The sequence below is a fragment of the Microbacterium sp. RD1 genome, from assembly GCF_052220165.1.
GTDB lineage: Bacteria > Actinomycetota > Actinomycetes > Actinomycetales > Microbacteriaceae > Microbacterium.
This window is the reverse complement of sequence record NZ_JBQPOL010000001.1, coordinates 1726790-1742653: the sequence shown is the minus strand read 5'-3', so window position 1 is coordinate 1742653 and position 15864 is coordinate 1726790. Positions and strand designations below refer to the sequence as shown.

The 15864-nt window shown below is 69.1% G+C and carries 15 protein-coding genes and 1 tRNA gene; 7 read left to right on the top strand and 9 right to left on the bottom strand.

The genetic code is table 11. The features are described 5' to 3' along the window. Positions 1-24: 24 nt before the first annotated feature. From ACTU3I_RS08465 to pstB, 6 genes are all read left to right on the top strand, one after another. Positions 25-2193 carry an RNA degradosome polyphosphate kinase gene (locus ACTU3I_RS08465; RefSeq protein WP_442925220.1) on the top strand — a complete coding sequence of 723 codons (2169 nt, stop codon included), beginning with the start codon at positions 25-27 and terminating at the stop codon, positions 2191-2193. Then, entirely contained in the window at positions 2190-3128 is a 939-nt protein-coding gene (locus ACTU3I_RS08460) for an NUDIX hydrolase (protein WP_442925219.1), read from the top strand. Before ACTU3I_RS08465 ends, ACTU3I_RS08460 begins: the two co-directional genes overlap by 4 nt. Positions 3129-3270: 142 nt before the next feature. Beyond that, on the top strand, positions 3271-4368 hold the full coding sequence (locus tag ACTU3I_RS08455; RefSeq protein ID WP_442925218.1) for a phosphate ABC transporter substrate-binding protein PstS: 1098 nt from the start codon (positions 3271-3273) through the stop codon (positions 4366-4368). An 80-nt stretch (positions 4369-4448) separates the two neighbouring features. Further along, positions 4449-5402: a phosphate ABC transporter permease subunit PstC gene (gene pstC, locus ACTU3I_RS08450; RefSeq protein ID WP_442925217.1), complete on the top strand. Its 954-nt coding sequence runs from the start codon at positions 4449-4451 to the stop codon at positions 5400-5402. 1 nt (position 5403) lies between these two features. After that, positions 5404-6498, top strand: a complete 1095-nt coding sequence (pstA, locus tag ACTU3I_RS08445) for a phosphate ABC transporter permease PstA (RefSeq protein ID WP_442925216.1) — start codon at positions 5404-5406, stop codon at positions 6496-6498. 22 nt (positions 6499-6520) lie between these two features. Next, positions 6521-7300, top strand: coding sequence for a phosphate ABC transporter ATP-binding protein PstB (gene pstB / locus ACTU3I_RS08440; RefSeq protein WP_442925215.1), 780 nt, complete (start codon positions 6521-6523; stop codon positions 7298-7300). Positions 7301-7431: 131 nt separating this feature from the next. On the opposite strand, the gene ACTU3I_RS08435 is transcribed toward pstB, so the two are convergent. The 4 genes from ACTU3I_RS08435 to sigK all read right to left on the bottom strand — a co-directional run bounded on the left by ACTU3I_RS08435 (position 7432) and on the right by sigK (position 10827). Further along, positions 7432-8316 (bottom strand): aminodeoxychorismate lyase, encoded by an 885-nt coding sequence (locus ACTU3I_RS08435; RefSeq protein ID WP_442925214.1) that lies wholly within the window; start codon positions 8314-8316, stop codon positions 7432-7434. 368 nt (positions 8317-8684) lie between these two features. Next, positions 8685-9323 carry a DNA-directed RNA polymerase subunit beta gene (locus ACTU3I_RS08430; RefSeq protein WP_442925213.1) on the bottom strand — a complete coding sequence of 213 codons (639 nt, stop codon included), beginning with the start codon at positions 9321-9323 and terminating at the stop codon, positions 8685-8687. A 137-nt stretch (positions 9324-9460) separates the two neighbouring features. After that, positions 9461-10228 carry an anti-sigma factor domain-containing protein gene (locus ACTU3I_RS08425; protein ID WP_442925212.1) on the bottom strand — a complete coding sequence of 256 codons (768 nt, stop codon included), beginning with the start codon at positions 10226-10228 and terminating at the stop codon, positions 9461-9463. Beyond that, positions 10225-10827: an ECF RNA polymerase sigma factor SigK gene (gene sigK, locus ACTU3I_RS08420; RefSeq protein ID WP_442925211.1), complete on the bottom strand. Its 603-nt coding sequence runs from the start codon at positions 10825-10827 to the stop codon at positions 10225-10227. The genes ACTU3I_RS08425 and sigK overlap by 4 nt, the downstream gene beginning before the upstream one ends. Positions 10828-11186: 359 nt before the next feature. On the opposite strand from sigK, the gene ACTU3I_RS08415 reads away from it, so the two are divergent. Beyond that, a tRNA-Lys gene (locus tag ACTU3I_RS08415) sits at positions 11187-11259 on the top strand. Between the two features lie 93 nt (positions 11260-11352). Here ACTU3I_RS08415 and ACTU3I_RS08410 read toward each other — a convergent pair. From ACTU3I_RS08410 to ACTU3I_RS08390, 5 genes are all read right to left on the bottom strand, one after another. Then, positions 11353-11940: a YdeI/OmpD-associated family protein gene (locus ACTU3I_RS08410; RefSeq protein WP_442925210.1), complete on the bottom strand. Its 588-nt coding sequence runs from the start codon at positions 11938-11940 to the stop codon at positions 11353-11355. Positions 11941-12074: 134 nt separating this feature from the next. Continuing rightward, the gene (locus ACTU3I_RS08405; RefSeq protein WP_442925209.1) at positions 12075-12863 is read right to left on the bottom strand and encodes an ABC transporter ATP-binding protein; all 789 of its coding nucleotides are present in this window, start codon (positions 12861-12863) and stop codon (positions 12075-12077) included. Continuing rightward, positions 12860-13921, bottom strand: coding sequence for a FecCD family ABC transporter permease (locus ACTU3I_RS08400; RefSeq protein WP_442925208.1), 1062 nt, complete (start codon positions 13919-13921; stop codon positions 12860-12862). Before ACTU3I_RS08400 ends, ACTU3I_RS08405 begins: the two co-directional genes overlap by 4 nt. After that, on the bottom strand, positions 13918-14703 hold the full coding sequence (locus ACTU3I_RS08395; RefSeq protein WP_442925207.1) for a class I SAM-dependent methyltransferase: 786 nt from the start codon (positions 14701-14703) through the stop codon (positions 13918-13920). Before ACTU3I_RS08395 ends, ACTU3I_RS08400 begins: the two co-directional genes overlap by 4 nt. Next, positions 14700-15680 (bottom strand): ABC transporter substrate-binding protein, encoded by a 981-nt coding sequence (locus ACTU3I_RS08390; protein ID WP_442925206.1) that lies wholly within the window; start codon positions 15678-15680, stop codon positions 14700-14702. Before ACTU3I_RS08390 ends, ACTU3I_RS08395 begins: the two co-directional genes overlap by 4 nt. Between the last annotated feature and the right edge of the window lie 184 nt (positions 15681-15864).

The following is a 15864-nucleotide window of genomic DNA, read 5'->3' as shown; positions in this document are numbered from 1 at the left end:
CCTTCGCCCTGCAATGATGTGGGGATGATCGAACACGACGTGCTCGACGCCGGCCTCGGCGACGCTGACGACGACGATTTCGACGAGGCCGTAGAGGCAGCCGACGCGCAGCTGCCCGAGAACCGCTACCTCGATCGCGAGCTGAGCTGGCTGGCGTTCAACCGGCGGGTGCTCGAGCTCGCCGAGGATCCGCTGGTGCCGACGCTGGAGCGCGCGAACTTCCTGGCGATCTTCGCCAGCAACCTCGACGAGTTCTTCATGGTGCGCGTCGCCGGCCTCAAGCGCCGTATCGTCACGGGGCTCGCCGTCCCCACCAACGTGGGCCGCTCCGCCCAGGACGTGCTCTCCGACATCTCCGCCGAGGCGCACCGGCTGCAGCTGCGGCACGCGGCGACGTGGACCGATCACGTGCGCCCGGCGCTCGCCGAGTCCGGCATCGAGGTGGTGACGTGGAGCGAAGTGTCCGACGATGAGCGCGAGCGGCTGTCGGAGTACTTCCAGGCGCAGGTGTTCCCGGTGCTGATGCCGCTCGCCGTCGACCCGGCGCATCCGTTCCCCTACATCTCCGGCCTCTCGCTGAACCTCGCCATCCGCGTGCGCAACGCCCGGTCGGGGCGGCAGGAGTTCGCGCGTCTGAAGGTGCCGCCCATGCTGCCGCGCCTCGTCCTGGTGCCCCGTGACGGGAACACCGTGCGCTACCTGCCGCTGGAAGACCTCATCGCGAACCACCTCGGCGACCTCTTCCCAGGCATGGAGGTGCTCGATCACCACGCCTTCCGCCTCACCCGCAACGAAGACGTCACGATCGAGGAGGACGAGACCGAAAATCTCATCCAGGCGCTCGAGGCCGAGCTGCTGCGCCGCCGGTTCGGACCGCCCATCCGCCTCGAGATCACCGACGACATGGATGACCTCACGCTCGACCTGCTCCTGAGCGAACTCGACATCACCGAGCAGGAGGTCTACCGCCTCCCCGGCCCCCTCGACCTCCGCGGCCTGTTCGACCTGTCGCGCATCGATCGCCCCGACCTGCACTACCCGCCGCACGTGCCCAAGACCGCCGTGGCGTTCCAGCCGACGGAGGGCAGCTCCCGCGCCGACCTGTTCGCCGCCATCCGTCGCAGCGACGTCCTCGTGCACCATCCCTACGAGTCGTTCGCGACGAGCGTGCAGGCGTTCCTCGAGCAGGCGGCGAAAGACCCGCACGTGCTCGCCATCAAGCAGACGCTGTACCGCACGTCGGGCGACAGTCCCATCGTGCAGGCGCTCATCGACGCCGCCGAGTCGGGCAAGCAGGTGCTGGCGCTGGTGGAGGTGAAGGCGCGCTTCGACGAGGCGGCGAACATCGTGTGGGCGCGCAAGCTCGAGAAGGCCGGCGTCCACGTCGTCTACGGCCTTGTGGGGCTGAAGACCCACTGCAAGCTCGCCCTCGTCATCAGGGAAGAGGACGGCGTCCTCCGTCACTACAGCCACGTCGGCACGGGCAACTACAACCCCAAGACGAGCCGGCTGTACGAGGACTTCGGCCTGTTCACCGTCGACAACGAGGTCGGCCGCGACCTTACCCGGCTGTTCAACGAGCTGAGCGGGTACGCGATCGAGAAGAAGTTCAAGCGGCTCCTCGTCGCCCCGCTGCATCTGCGCAAGGGCCTCATCCGTCAGATCGACAAGGAGCGCCGGAACGCCCTCGCCGGCAAGCCCGCACGCGTGCGCATCAAGGTCAACTCGATGGTCGACGAGCAGATCATCGATGCGCTCTACCGCGCGAGCCTGGCCGGTGTGCCGGTCGAGGTGTGGGTGCGCGGGATCTGCTCCTTGAAGCCGGGCGTGCCCGGCCTCAGCGAGAACATCACCGTCCGCAGCATCCTCGGTCGCTATCTCGAGCACTCGCGCATCTTCTCCTTCGAGAACGACGGCAACCCGCAGGTGTACATCGGCAGCGCCGACATCATGCACCGCAACCTCGACCGCCGCGTCGAGGCTCTCGTGCGCGTGACCGCCCCGGCGCAGCTGCACGATCTGAACGCGCTGTTCGACCTCGCCATGAGCGACGGCACCAGTTCGTGGCGCCTGAGAGACGACGGCGAGTGGGTGCGCCACAGCCAGGACGAGGACGGCAAGCCCCTGGTCGACCTGCAGGAGAAGACGATGGCGTCGGTGTCTCGCCAGCGTCGGGCGCGGGCGGTGCGATGACGGAAACCGCCGTCTACGCAGCCGGCGGGGTGGTGTGGCGTCTGGTCGAGGGGAAGCTCCGGGTCCTCCTCATCCACCGCACGAAGTACCGCGACATCACGCTGCCCAAGGGCAAGGTCGACCCCGGCGAGATGCTCGCCGAGACGGCGGTGCGGGAGATCCACGAGGAGACCGGCGTCCGGGTAGCGCTCGGCGTCCCCGTGGGGATCTCGCGATACCGGCTCCCCAACAAGCGCGAGAAGATCGTGCATTATTGGGCGGCGGAGGCGACGGATGCCGCCGTGGCGGCGTCGTCCTTCGTCCCCAACCGCGAGATCGCGGCGATCGAGTGGACGAGCATGAAGAAGGCGCGTCAGCGTCTGAGCTACCCCGTCGACATCGAGATCCTCGACGCCTTCTCCGCCCTGCTGGAGCAGGGGATCCTCCGCACCTTCCCGCTGATCGTGCTGCGGCACGCCAAGGCGAAGCCGCGAGACGGATGGAAGGGAGCCGACGCCGATCGGCCTCTCACCTCCCGCGGACGGGCGCAGGCCCAGGCCGTCGCCGGGCCGCTGCAGGCCTTCGGTGTCCGCAAGATCGTGTCGAGCCCGGCGGTGCGCTGCGTCGAGACCGTGGCTCCTCTCGCGGCGGCCCTGAAGATCAGGGTCGACAAGACGAAGCTGCTGAGCCAGGACGCCTGGGAGGACGGCGCCGCCGACCCCCGCACGGTGATCGGCGAGCGCGTGCGCGCGCGACGGGCGGCGGTGCTCTGCAGCCACCGGCCGGTGCTTCCGGACATCCTCAGCGAGCTCGCCCTCGCCACCGGCACGCTCGCCGGCTCGTACCTCGGGAGCGCATCGACGCTCGCGACCGCCGGGTTCTCGGTCGCGCACCTGTCGGCGGAGCATCCGGGGTCGGGCATCGTCGCGATCGAGACGCACGAGCCCGCCATCTGAGCGTGTGATCGGCGTCGGGACGCCCCGACCCGTTCACCTGCCGTTCACCGGGGCAGCGCCATCGATTAAGAGCCGCTGTCTACCGTTCTGGCGAGCCCTGCACCGGGTTCCACACAGTTCCGACACCCGAAGGATCCAACACGTGAAGATCACTCGTTTCGCCCAGCTGGGCGCTGTCGCCGCGATCGCGGCCCTCGCGCTCGCGGGTTGCGCCTCCAACGAAGCCGCCCCGGAAGGGGGCAGCTCCGAGGCGGCCGGCACGCTGTCCGGAAACCTCGTCGGCGGCGGCGCCTCGTCCCAGGAGGTCGCTGTGCAGACCTGGGCCGCCGAGCTCCAGACCGTCAACCCCGACCTCACCATCGACTACGACCCGGCCGGCTCGGGCACGGGCCGCGAGTCGTTCCAGGCCGGAGCGTTCCAGTTCGCCGGCTCCGACCGCGCCTTCAAGGCCGAGGAGATCGAGGCGGGTCCGTTCGACGCGTGCGCCGCGGACTCCGACATCGTCGAGCTCCCCACCTACATCTCGCCCATCGCGGTGGTCTTCAACCTCGAGGGCGTCGACTCGCTCAACCTCGACGCCGCCACCGTCGCGGGCATCTTCGCCGGTCAGATCACCTCGTGGGACGACGCGGCCATCGCGGCGCTGAATGAGGACGTCGAGCTTCCCGCCACCGCCATCACGCCGGTCCACCGCTCGGATGACTCGGGCACGACCGAGAACTTCACCGACTACCTGTTCCAGGCGGCGCCCGATGTGTGGACGAGCGAGCCCGACGGCGTCTGGCCGCTGGCGGGCGGCGAGGCCGCTCAGGGCACCTCGGGTGTCATCTCGGCCGTCGAGGGCGGCCAGGGCACGATCGGCTACGCCGACGCCTCGCGTGCGGGCGAGCTCGGCACCGTCGCCATCCAGGTGGGCGAGGAGTTCGTGGAGTACTCGCCGGAGGCCGCCGCGGCCGTCGTGGACGCATCGCCCGAGGAAGAGGGCCGCGCCGACACCGACATCGCGATCGAGCTCGACCGCACCACGACCGAGGCGGGCACCTACCCGATCGTGCTCGTGAGCTACATGATCGGCTGCGCCGACTACGAGGACGACGCCACGGCCGAACTCGTGAAGGGTCTGTTCACCTACGTCGCCAGCGCCGAGGGTCAGGACGCTGCGGCCGAGGCCGCGGGCAGCGCGCCGATCTCCGACACCCTGCGCGAGCAGGTGAACGCCGCCATCGAGGCGATTCAGTAACAACGCCTCAGGTGCCCGGTCCGGTTCCACCGGGCCGGGCACCCGTGCGGAAGCCGATCCGAACCCACAGAATCGAACCCATGACCACCACTCCCGCGGTCACCCGAACCGCGTCTCCTCGGGGAAAGCAGCGCCCTGGCGACCGCTGGTTCTCGGGAACGGCACTGTTCGCCGGCTCGATGATCCTCGTGACGCTCGCGGCCGTCGCGATCTTCCTGATCGTGCAGTCGGTCCCGGCGCTGTTCGCCACCAACGAGGACGCCTCGATCCTCCCCTCCAACTTCTGGTCGTACGTCGGCCCCCTCGTGTTCGGCACGGTGTGGGCGGCGTTCTTGGCTCTACTGATGGCGGTGCCGCTGTCGCTGGGCGTCGCGTTGTTCATCTCGCACTACGCACCGCGTCGTCTCGCCCAGGCGCTCGGCTACATCGTCGACCTTCTCGCCGCCGTGCCCTCGGTCGTCTTCGGCCTGTGGGGGATCGGCGTGCTCGCCCCCGCCGTCCAGCCGATCTACAGCTGGCTGGTGGAGAACGCCGGATGGTTCCCGCTGTTCGCACCCCCGCTGTCGAGCACGGGGCGGACGATCTTCACCGCCGCGATCGTGCTCGCCGTCATGGTGACGCCCATCATCACCGCGATCTGCCGCGAGATCTTCCTGCAGACCCCCGTCCTCCACGAGGAGGCGGCGCTGGCCCTCGGCTCGACCCGGTGGGAGATGATCCGCATGGCCGTCTTCCCGTTCGCCCGAAGCGGCATCGTGTCGGCCGCGATGCTGGGCCTCGGCCGCGCCCTCGGCGAGACGATGGCGGTCGCCATGGTGCTGTCGGTGTCGGGGGGCATCACCTTCAAGCTCTTCACACCCGACAACCCCAACACCATCGCCGCGAACATCGCGCTGAGCTTCCCCGAGGCGTTCGGGCTGAACATCAACGTGCTCATCGCGACCGGCCTGATCCTCTTCGTCGTGACCTTCGCGGTCAACGCGCTCGCCCGCTACATCGTGGGCCGGCGCAAGGAATTCTCGGGGGCGAACTGACATGACCACGACCCTCACTCCGCCGAGCACGGCGCCCGCGGAAGATCGGCGCCTCACCAACGGGCAGCTCCCCCGCTGGAGCCCGTGGTTCCTGCTTCTCGCCGCCTTCGCCGTGTCTGCTGTGCTGTTCGGCATCCTCGCCGTCTCCGGCGACGGCGGCTTCAACGTCGCCGGCTGGGCAGTGGTCGGCGCTCTGGTCTACCTCGCGCTGGTCTTCTCGATCTCGGGGATCGTGGAGGGGCGGCGCAAGGCCGTCGACCGCTTCGTCACGGGACTGGTGACCGTCGCCTTCGTCATCGCGATGGTGCCGCTCGTCTCCGTCGCGATCACCGTCGTGAGCCTGGGGGCACCGCACTGGAGCGCCGAGTTCTTCACCTCCTCGATGCGCAATGTCACCGGCGAGGGCGGCGGGGCGCTGCACGCGATCATCGGCACGCTCCTCATCACGCTCGCGGCAGCCGTGATCTCCATCCCCATCGGCGTGTTCACCGCCATCTACCTGATCGAGTACGGCGAGGGCCGCCGCCTGGCCCGCGGCATCACGTTCCTCGTCGACGTCATGACCGGCATCCCGTCGATCGTGGCGGGGCTGTTCGCCTACGCGCTGTTCGCGATCTTCCTGGGGCCGGGCGTACGGCTGGGCATCATCGGATCGGTCGCACTCGCCGTGCTCATGATCCCCGTCGTCGTCCGCTCGACCGAGGAGATGCTGCGCCTCGTGCCGAACGAACTCCGCGAGGCCTCCTACGCCCTGGGAGTGCCGAAATGGCTCACGATCGCCAAGGTGGTGCTCCCCACGGCGATCGCGGGAATCACGACCGGCATCATGCTGTCGATCGCCCGTGTCATCGGCGAGACCGCGCCGCTGCTCATCACCGCCGGATTCACCGCATCGATGAACTACGACCTCTTCAGCGGTCGGATGCAGACCCTCCCGGTGTTCACGTACACGCAGTACATGAACCAGGGCATCCCCGCCGAGGCCTACGTCGGCCGCGCGTGGGCCGCCGCCCTCACCCTGATCGTCCTGGTCATGCTGCTGAACCTCGTCGCGCGGGTCATCGCGCGCGCGTTCGCTCCCAAGACCGGTCGCTGAACCCACCCGAAAGAAGACACTCGTGTCCAAGAGCATCGAAGTAAACGACCTCAACGTCTACTACGGCGACTTCCTCGCCGTGGAGGGCGTCTCCCTTCAGATCGAGCCGCGGAGCGTCACCGCCTTCATCGGTCCGTCCGGATGCGGCAAGTCCACGTTCCTGCGCACGCTCAACCGCATGCACGAGGTGATCCCCCGCGCACGCGTGGAGGGTCAGGTGCTGCTGGACGGCGACGACCTGTACGGCCCGGGCGTTGACCCGGTGCTGGTGCGGCGCCAGGTGGGCATGGTGTTCCAGCGGCCGAACCCCTTTCCCACGATGTCGATCCGCGAGAACGTGCTGGCCGGCGTCAAGCTCAACAACCGCCGCCTGTCGAAGTCGGACAGCGACGCCCTCGTGGAGAAGTCGCTCAAGGGCGCGAACCTTTGGAACGAGGTCAAGGATCGCCTCGACAAGCCGGGCTCTGGCCTGTCGGGTGGCCAGCAGCAGCGCCTGTGCATCGCACGGGCGATCGCGGTGTCCCCCGACGTCATCCTCATGGACGAGCCGTGCTCGGCCCTCGACCCGATCTCGACGTACGCGATCGAGGAGTTGATCGCGGAGCTGAAGAACGACTACACCGTCGTCATCGTCACGCACAACATGCAGCAGGCCTCGCGGGTGTCGGACAAGACGGCGTTCTTCAACATCGCCGGCACCGGCAAGCCCGGCAACCTCATCGAGTACGACGACACCGCAACGATCTTCACCACGCCGTCGGTGCAGGCAACAGAGGACTACGTCTCCGGCCGCTTCGGCTGAGCCGCCGCATCCGCCCGCCGCGCCCGGCCGCTACCTCGAGCGCACATCCCGTCGCCGAGCGCACATCCCGCACGGCCGAATTCGATGTGCGCTCGCGGATCGAGTGTGCGCTGGGGGGCGGATGAGCGGGGCTACGTGCGCGGGGAGAGCAGGTACCTGTTCAGCGACGCGGTGAAGTCCGCGTCGACCGCGAGCGGGCGGGCGTCGATCGCGCGGACGGGTGCGGCCAGGCGCACGCTCGACACCAGCCACGCCGCATCCGCGTTCGAGAGAGCGGACGCGGCGACACGCTCGTAGGTCGTCTCGAAGCCGCGCTCGGCCAGGTGCTCGAACAGGCTCACCTGCGTGGTGCCGTGAAGGATCCCGGCGCCGGGCTCGGGGGTGACGAACCGATCGCCGAAGCGGAGGATCACGGATGAGGTCGGCCCCTCGAGCACGAAGCCGTCGCTCGAGACGAACAACGCGTCATCCGCCTCGCGCCGCCGCGCTTCGCGGATCGCCGCCATGTTGACCGCATACGACAGCGTCTTCGCGCCGAGGAGCAGCCACGGCGCGCGCGCGGGCGCTTCGCTGTCGAAGCCGCGATCGAGCGTCACCACGCGGATGCCGTCGACCCGCGCGCGCGTGTTGTCGGGCGCGGGAGCGAGCGTCACCCACGCGGTCGGCGACGGCCCGTGCTCGACGCCGCGGCTGAGGATGAGCTTCAGCACGCTTTCTCCCGGCTCCGCGGTGCGCGCGACGGCCGCGACGGCCTGCCGCCACTGCTCCAGGTGCGGCGCGGGCAGATCGCACAGGCGCGCGGAGTGCGCGAGGCGCTCGAGATGCGCCTGCGTCTCCTGTGCGTGCCCGTCGACGACACCGATGGACTCGAAGATGCCGTCGCCGCGCTGTGTCGAAAGCTCGCCGACGCTCAGGGCGGGCGCCGTCGGGTCGATCGGCGTGAACGAGCCGGCGAAATCGGTGCGCGCGTCATCCGCTGCCGCCGGGTCGATCACGAGTGCGTAGCTCCAGGCCATGCACCGAGCCTACGGTCCGGGAATACCCCCGGCCCTCACCCGTTACACTTCTATAGCCGGGCCGCAGTAACCCCGGGCTCCATCTTCTGCCGCTTTGAGCGGCCTCGCGCCGAGAGGCGTTCTGCGGCCCGGCACTTCTGTGCCCGGGCCGCGGAAGGCCTCTCCCGCGAAGCGGCATCCGGCACCGGGCGTTCTGCGGCCCGGCACCTCTGTGCCCGGGCCGCGGAAGGCCTCTCCCGCGAAGCGGCATCCGGCACCGGGCGTTCTGCGGCCCGGCACCTCTGTGCCCGGGCCGCGGAAGGCCTCTCCCGCGAAGCGGCATCCGGCACCGGGCGTTCTGCGGCCCGGCACCTCTGTGCCCGGGTGCGTCAGGTCAGCGCTTCGCGCCGCCACAACGCCGCGCACGCGGCCAAGTCGTTGGCATACGTCGAAAGGCGCAGGGCCCGCGTGGTGAGCGCGGACGCCCGGTCGGACTCCGTCTGCTCGTAGTCGTCGGCGAGATACGTCGCCCCGGCCGCCTGCACGCGGCAGAACGCCGCTGCCCGCTCCAGCGCCACCGCGAAGTCGCCCTCGAAGAGCCCGCGCAGGATCGTGTCGATGAGCTGTACGAGCTCCTCGGGACTCGCCGGCGCCGGCGCGCCCACGACCACAGGGTCGACGGATGGAATCTGCGTGCGCCCGCGCTCGAACAGCAGCGCCGCCGTCGCGGGGTCGTCGTGGATCATCAGCTGCAGCAGGTACAGCCGCCACAGCGCGCCCGGGAGGGAGCGCGCGGGCGACCGTGACCACAGCTCGGCGATGTCGTCGATGCCGTGCTGATCGGTGAACGACACCAGGCGTCCGACGACATCCGTGGAGGGATCCTCCCGCACGCGGGAGAGGAGCGCCTGAGCGGTGCTGTGCGCGACGCGCGACACCTCCGCCGGGTCGTCGGCGGCGAAGAGCCGGTCGAACAGCTCCGCGGGCCGGCGCACCGGCTTGTGGAAATCACGCGGCTGATCGGTCATCGTTCCAGGCTACCCGCGGGTTCCGTCCGCGACCCCCGCCGCGCGCCCGCCCCGCCACTTGCGTGAATCGGCTGCCTCCGCGCGCGATTTAGCCGCCACTTCACGCAAGACGCAAGACAGAGAGAGGGGCGGGAGCGCTACGCCGTGGGGATGACGACGATCGGCTCGCCCGTGGCGACGCCGCCGGGCGCTCCCCCGGCGGGCTCGACCGTCACCGCGATGACGTCGCCCGGCTGGTACTCCCCGGCCAGCACGGCCGTCGCGTCGCCGTCGTCCGTCGAGAAGAGTCCCGCCGACACGGCGCCCGCATCTTCGTTGATGAGCCACATCTCGAACGTGCGATCGTCCTCGATCCGCGGCAGTCCGTCGGCGACGAGCACCGCCTGCCCGCGCTCGGCCGACCAGTACGCCGTGGCTTCGCCGCCCTCGGCGAGCTCCACCTGCGCCGACTGCGCATCAGGAGCCGACCGGATCTCCTCCATCGCCACGACGGCAGCCGGACGATTGAGGAACTGACTGACCGTCACAGCCCCGAACCCGAGCGCGACGAGAAGAACGACGGATGCGGCGAGCGCGAACCAGCGACGTGCCCCCCATCCGCTCGACCCGGCCGTCGGAGCATCCGGCATGACCGGGGCGGGGCCTGCTGCGGCGGAGTCCTCCGCGTCATCCGGATGCGGCGCCGGCGCAGCGATGCGCGCGAGCAGCGCATCGCGGATCGCCGGCGGCGGTGCGACCTCGGGAGCCGCCTCCGCGAGCTGTGCGGCGGTCGCCGCATCGGCCGCGACGATGTCTGCCCACTCCGGATGCTCCGCCAGGGCGGCGTCGAAGGCACGCTGATCGTCGGGGCCGAGAGCGCCGAGAGCGGCCGCAGCCGACAGCTCGGCGAAGTCGTCCATGTTCATGCGGTCACCCCCATCTCGTTCCTCAAACGGGTCAGTCCGTCCCGCATCCGTGTCTTGATCGTTCCCAGCGGCGCTCCGACGAGCGCCGCGATCTCACTCTGGCTGTATCCGCCGTAGTACGCGAGGGTGAGCGCCTCGCGCTGCGCTTCGGGGAGCGTCGCGAGCGCCTCCACCACCCTCTTGCCCTCCAGTCGCAACTCGACACTCTCCGCGACATCGTCGCGCGGAACCTCGATGTTACGAAAGCCCGCCCGGATGTCGCGGTCGGAGCTCGCCTGTGACGACCGCACGCGGTCGACGGCCCGACGATGCGCGATCGTCAGGAGCCACGATCTCCCCTGGCCTTTGTTCGGAACGAACCGGGAAGCGGATTGCCACACCTCGAGGAAGACCTCCTGCAGCACTTCTTCACTCTGCGAACGGTCGACGAGCACGCGCAGGATGAGGCCGAACACCCGCGAGGAGAGCATGTCGTACAGCTCGGCGAACGCGATCCGGTCGCCCTCGGCGACCTTCCCGAGGAGCACGGCGACGTGATCGACCGGGGCGTCGGCGTCTTCGGACACCTCAACGCCGTCGATCACCACATCCCCCAGCATGCCTCACTCCCCCGCATCCGCCCTCCCCTTGTGTTCGTGTCCGAGGTGGTTTGCGGATTGGCCAGCGCCGCGCCAATCCGTTTCTAGCCGGCATCCGAAGACATATGGGGCGTGAGATGTCCGGTCACGGATGCTGCCACGCAGCGCCGTCCGCCGGACCGCGCGGCCGCCGACCGTCTTTGGCGAGGGGGCACGGCGGCCGCGTTGCTCTCCCCCGTGCCGGCGCCGACCGGGGCCGGCACCGAACGCATATCCCATCACCGAGCACACACCCGGTTCGCCCTCGCACGATGTGCGCTCGCGAAGACCATGTCATCTCGACGGTGGCACCACGCCGGTCCCAGTAGGCTGGACGGTACGGGCCTCTAGCTCAGTCGGTAGAGCATCGGACTTTTAATCCGCGGGTCGTGGGTTCGAGCCCCACGGGGCCCACCGTGATCGCATCCGACCTTTCCGGGCCCCTCCACCGCTGACGGTGGCGCCAGCGAACACGTCCTCCACTGCCAGGCGACGATCCGACCGGCGTCAGTGGAGGGTCTCGCCTCGCTTCAGCATCTCGACGTACTCTGCGACGCGTGCAGCTCGCGACTCGGGCCGCTTCAGGTTGGCCACGCGGAACGACATCGCGAACCGGTTCTGCGCCGACTGGGACGCGAACGCGGTCGCGATCTTCGGGTCCGCGTCCAGCGCGGCCCGCAATTCTTCGGGCAGGTCGCCGTCGCGCTGCCGATACGCCCGGTCCCATCGTCCGTCCGCCTTGGCACGGTCGATTTCGAGCTGACCCTGGGGGCGCATACGATCTTCCTCGATCAGCCGGCTCACGTGACCGATGTTGACCTTCGACCACACACTCCGCGGTCGTCGGGGCGTGAAGGTCTGCAGGAAGTAGTCGACGTCGAGGGATTGCTTCTGCCCATCGATCCATCCGAAGCACAATGCGACATCGAGGGCTTCGGCGTACGTGATCCCCGGCTGCGTCGTGGCCGCTTTCCGCAGTCGGAGTCGGATCCCTGTCGGATCCGGGGACGACTCCAGCCAGGCTTCCCATTCCGCGACGGTATCCAGGTGCAGTACGGGCTTGGTCGCGCGGTCGACCATCGTGCCCCGGAGCATATCCGCAACCGCCGACGTCGCGCGCTCTCTCGCCGAGCTACTCGATCTACCCCTCAGATAGCGGAGCCCCGCACGGCGGGCCGACGCTCGCGAGCCGAACCGGGAAGCGACTGCGCGGGGCAACGGGGCACCTCTCAGCGCAGCCTCGACTCCTTCGCACCCCCCAGATATGTCGCGACCGGCGCGCCGGTGTGCACCGATGTCTCGACAACGGCATCGACTTCGTAGACCCGGCGCAGCATCTCGACCGTGAGCACTTCGCGGGGCGCACCCGATGCTCGGGTCACGCCGTCCTGCAGCACCGTGACCGAGTCGCAGTACCGGGCAGCGAGGTTCAGGTCGTGGAGCGCAGTCACCACGGTCATGTCGAGCGATGAGAGCAGGGAGAGCACCTCGAGCTGGTAGCGGATGTCGAGGTGATTGGTCGGCTCATCGAGGAGGATGACCTCGGGTTCCTGCGCCAGGGCGCGGGCGAGCTGTGCTCGCTGCTGCTCCCCGCCGGACAGGCTTCTCCACGTCCGCGTGCGATAGGTCGACAGCCCGGTGAGCACGAGCGCGCGATCGATCGCACGATGGTCGTCGCGAGCGAGATTCGCGAATCGACGGCGGTGCGGAGTGCGGCCGAGAGCCACGGTCTCCTGGACCGTGACGTCCTCGTGCACCTCCGGAGACTGTTCGACGATCGCGAGGCGCCGGGCGAGCGCTCTGCGGCGCATGCGCGCCACGTCGGCGCCGCCGAGCCGCACGTCTCCGGACGCGGGCCGACGGAGACCGGCGAGGACGCGCAGCAACGAGGTTTTGCCGGCGCCGTTCGGGCCGAGCAGGCCGAGCACCTCTCCGGAGCGCACCTCGAGCGTGATTCCCTTCAGGATCGGACGACCGCCGGCTGACCAGACGACGTCGCGCGCAGCCAGTTCGGTCATCGCGCGGCCGCCTTGCGGAGCACGATGGCGAACATCGGCGCGCCCAGGAGCGCGGTGACCACTCCTACCGGGATCTCGTGCGGCGCGAATGCGGAGCGAGCGAAGGCATCCACCCAGATCAGGAAGACCGCGCCGCCGAGCGCCGACAGCGGCAGCAGCATCCGATGGGCGTGACCGCCGAGCAACCGGACGATGTGGGGCACCAGCAGTCCGATGAAGCCGATGGCTCCGGATGCCGCGACCGCCGCGGCCGTCATGAGCGCGGTGAGCACCATAAGGATCACGCGAACCCGGGCGACATCGATGCCGAGCGACGCCGCTGTGTCCCAGCCGAAAGTGAACGCGTCGAGCGCAGGGGCGAACAGCAGGCACAGCAGCATGCACACCACGATCACGGTCGAGGCGACGAGCAGCGGCTCCCATCGTGCGCCGCCGAGCGAGCCCAGCAGCCAGTACGTGAATCCGCGGGTCGAGTCGGCGTCGCCATTCAGCATCAGCACGAGCGAGGTGACAGCCGAGAAGAACTGCGAGACGAGCACGCCGGTGAGCACCACCCTGGCCGGGTTCGACACACGACCGCCACCGATCAGGAGCAGGACGATCCCGAACGCGAGGAGCGCCCCGGCGAACGCCCCCATCGAGAGCGTGACCGCTCCGGAGCCGAGCCCGAGGATCATCACCGCGACCGCGCCCGTCGACGCGCCCGACGAGACACCGAGCAGGTACGGCTCGGCGAGCGGATTGCGGGTGATCGACTGCAGCACGGCTCCAGCCACGGCGAGACCCGACCCGACGGTCGCCGCAAGCAGAACCCGCGGCAGGCGCGATTCCCAGATGAGCGCGTCGATGAGGGGGGCAACCGGGGGTACCGGTGCCAGAGCGCCCAGGCCGAGATGCTGGAGAACGATGCCGAACACCTCCGCGAACCCGATGTTCGCCGTGCCGACGAAGGCCGCCGCGACAACGGACACCGCGAGGGCCGCGACGAAGCAAGCGATGATGGCGGACGATCGCAGCGGACGCCGCGCTGGCGCAGGCGCGACCTCCACCGTCGTCATCGTCGCCCGAGGATCACGACGTCGTCGTAGAGCCGCCAGACCACACCGGTCTCGACGAATCCTGCGGTGCGCAGAGCGCTCAGATGCAGCTCCAACGGTGCGTGCGGAGTGGGCGGCCGGTCGGCGAAGCGGCGTGTGCGTTCCTCGCTGTGCTCCGCGAGGAGAGGAAGCGCGACCGCATCCGCCCACCACTGATCCCACGTCTGCACCCCACGCCCGTACGCGGCACGGCGAGTGCGTTCATCATCGGCAGCGGCGAGCTCGGTCAGCATCGGCTGCGCGGCGGAGTCGTACCGCAGGTGGTCGGCATCCATGAAGACGCCGCCCTCTGGCAGCACGCCGCCGAGCGTGCCGTACAGCGCGACGAGCTCCGAAGGCTCCAGCCAGTGCAGCGCGGTCGAGGACACGGCGACGTGCACGCCCCCCGCCGGGAGCATGGACGCCCATCCGGATGCGGCCAGGTCAGCATCCAGCGGCGTGAAACGCGACCCGTGCCGCTCCCCCAGCCAGGCCGATGCCAGCGCGAGGAGCACGGGGTCGTAGTCGATGCCGATCACATCGACCGCGGGAAACCGGTCGAGAATGCGCTGCGAGAGGCTTCCCGGCCCGCACGCGAGATCGAGGACGGTGAGACCCGTGCCGTCGCCCCCGAAAGTCGCGGAGCTGTCGCACACGCGGGCGATCACATCGAGCATGACGTCGAAACGCTGCTCCCGGTTCGTGATGTACGCCGCCTGCTGGTCATCCCAGGACTGGATGAGTGCCTTGATCTGTCCGATCATCCGCCCCACCCCAGATCCACGATGCCCTGCGCCACGACGGGCAAGGCTTGAACGCTGTGAATCGAAGGGTCCATGTACTGGCCGGGAACGATGATGAAGCGGTCGTGGATGACGGCATCCATCGTCGAGGTCAGCGGATCGCTCTTGAGAAAATCGATCTTCTCCTGGGCGGTGTCGCCGGGGTACCCACGGGTGAGGTCGGCGAGCACGATGACGTCCGGGTTGCGGACGGCGACCTCGTCCCAGCTCACCTCAGGCCACTTGGTCGCGGCGTCGGAGAACAGGTTCTCGGCGCCGAGCATCTCCGTCACGGTCTGCGGGAGCCCACCCGGGCCGGCCACCGAGGGAGTCGCCGCGGATGCCGCCGTGGAATAGAACCACACCAGCTTCGGCGTGCCCTCGATCGACTCCGCGATCTGGAGACCCTCGTCGAGGGTCTCCTGCTGCGCAGCGACGACGTCCGCACCCGCACCGGGAACGTCGAAGATCCGCGCGATGGTCTCGATCTCGTCGAACAGCATGTCGAAGGTGGCTCCGCCTTCAACGGCGGCGTGGTACGTGCAGTCGAACTCGCTCAGGTACGACGGGACGCCCAACTCCTGCAGCTCGGCGCGCTCACCGGCGTTCTCGGCGGTGAGGAACGAGGCGAAGGAGGAGTACACGAAGTCCGGCCGGGCTTCGAGCAGCTTCTCGTGCCCCAGGACGCCGTCCGTGAGCAGCGGGATACTGCCGTACGCCTCTGCAGCCTCGTCGGGGACGGGGTCGGTCTCATAGGACGTTCCCGCGATGCGATCTTCCAGCCCCAGGGCAAGCAGGATCTCGGTCGCGGATTGGTTCAGCGAGACCGCTCGCTCGGGAGCGTGGTCGATCGTGATCTCGGCGTCGCAGTTGTCGACGGTGAGAGGGTAGCCGTCGGTCGACGCAGGGGCTGGTGCGCTCCCTGCCGAGGACGTCGCGCCGCACCCGGCAAGCGCCAAAGACGCTGCCCCTAGTCCGGTAATGATAACGATTCTCATTTGCACGTAGTGAGCGTACTGTCTCGGCACCGCTCGTGCACAATCGACGCCTGCTCAAAGGCGCATCACGCCTCGGTGGTCCGGATGTCCAGATCTGCGACGAGCGTTCGACGTGCATCGCGGGGTTATCCTCCCGAGCCCGCAT

What these genes read in the sequence shown, in the direction of transcription:
- ACTU3I_RS08465 (WP_442925220.1), top strand. Translation starts at nt 25, where the DNA reads ATGATCGAACACGACGTGCTCGACGCCGGCCTCGGCGACGCTGACGAC.
- ACTU3I_RS08460 (WP_442925219.1), top strand. Translation starts at nt 2,190, where the DNA reads ATGACGGAAACCGCCGTCTACGCAGCCGGCGGGGTGGTGTGGCGTCTG.
- pstC (WP_442925217.1), top strand. Translation starts at nt 4,449, where the DNA reads ATGACCACCACTCCCGCGGTCACCCGAACCGCGTCTCCTCGGGGAAAG.
- pstA (WP_442925216.1), top strand. Translation starts at nt 5,404, where the DNA reads ATGACCACGACCCTCACTCCGCCGAGCACGGCGCCCGCGGAAGATCGG.
- ACTU3I_RS08435 (WP_442925214.1), bottom strand. Translation starts at nt 8,316, where the DNA reads ATGGCCTGGAGCTACGCACTCGTGATCGACCCGGCGGCAGCGGATGAC.
- ACTU3I_RS08430 (WP_442925213.1), bottom strand. Translation starts at nt 9,323, where the DNA reads ATGACCGATCAGCCGCGTGATTTCCACAAGCCGGTGCGCCGGCCCGCG.
- ACTU3I_RS08425 (WP_442925212.1), bottom strand. Translation starts at nt 10,228, where the DNA reads ATGAACATGGACGACTTCGCCGAGCTGTCGGCTGCGGCCGCTCTCGGC.
- sigK (WP_442925211.1), bottom strand. Translation starts at nt 10,827, where the DNA reads ATGCTGGGGGATGTGGTGATCGACGGCGTTGAGGTGTCCGAAGACGCC.
- ACTU3I_RS08410 (WP_442925210.1), bottom strand. Translation starts at nt 11,940, where the DNA reads ATGCTCCGGGGCACGATGGTCGACCGCGCGACCAAGCCCGTACTGCAC.
- ACTU3I_RS08405 (WP_442925209.1), bottom strand. Translation starts at nt 12,863, where the DNA reads ATGACCGAACTGGCTGCGCGCGACGTCGTCTGGTCAGCCGGCGGTCGT.
- ACTU3I_RS08400 (WP_442925208.1), bottom strand. Translation starts at nt 13,921, where the DNA reads ATGACGACGGTGGAGGTCGCGCCTGCGCCAGCGCGGCGTCCGCTGCGA.
- ACTU3I_RS08395 (WP_442925207.1), bottom strand. Translation starts at nt 14,703, where the DNA reads ATGATCGGACAGATCAAGGCACTCATCCAGTCCTGGGATGACCAGCAG.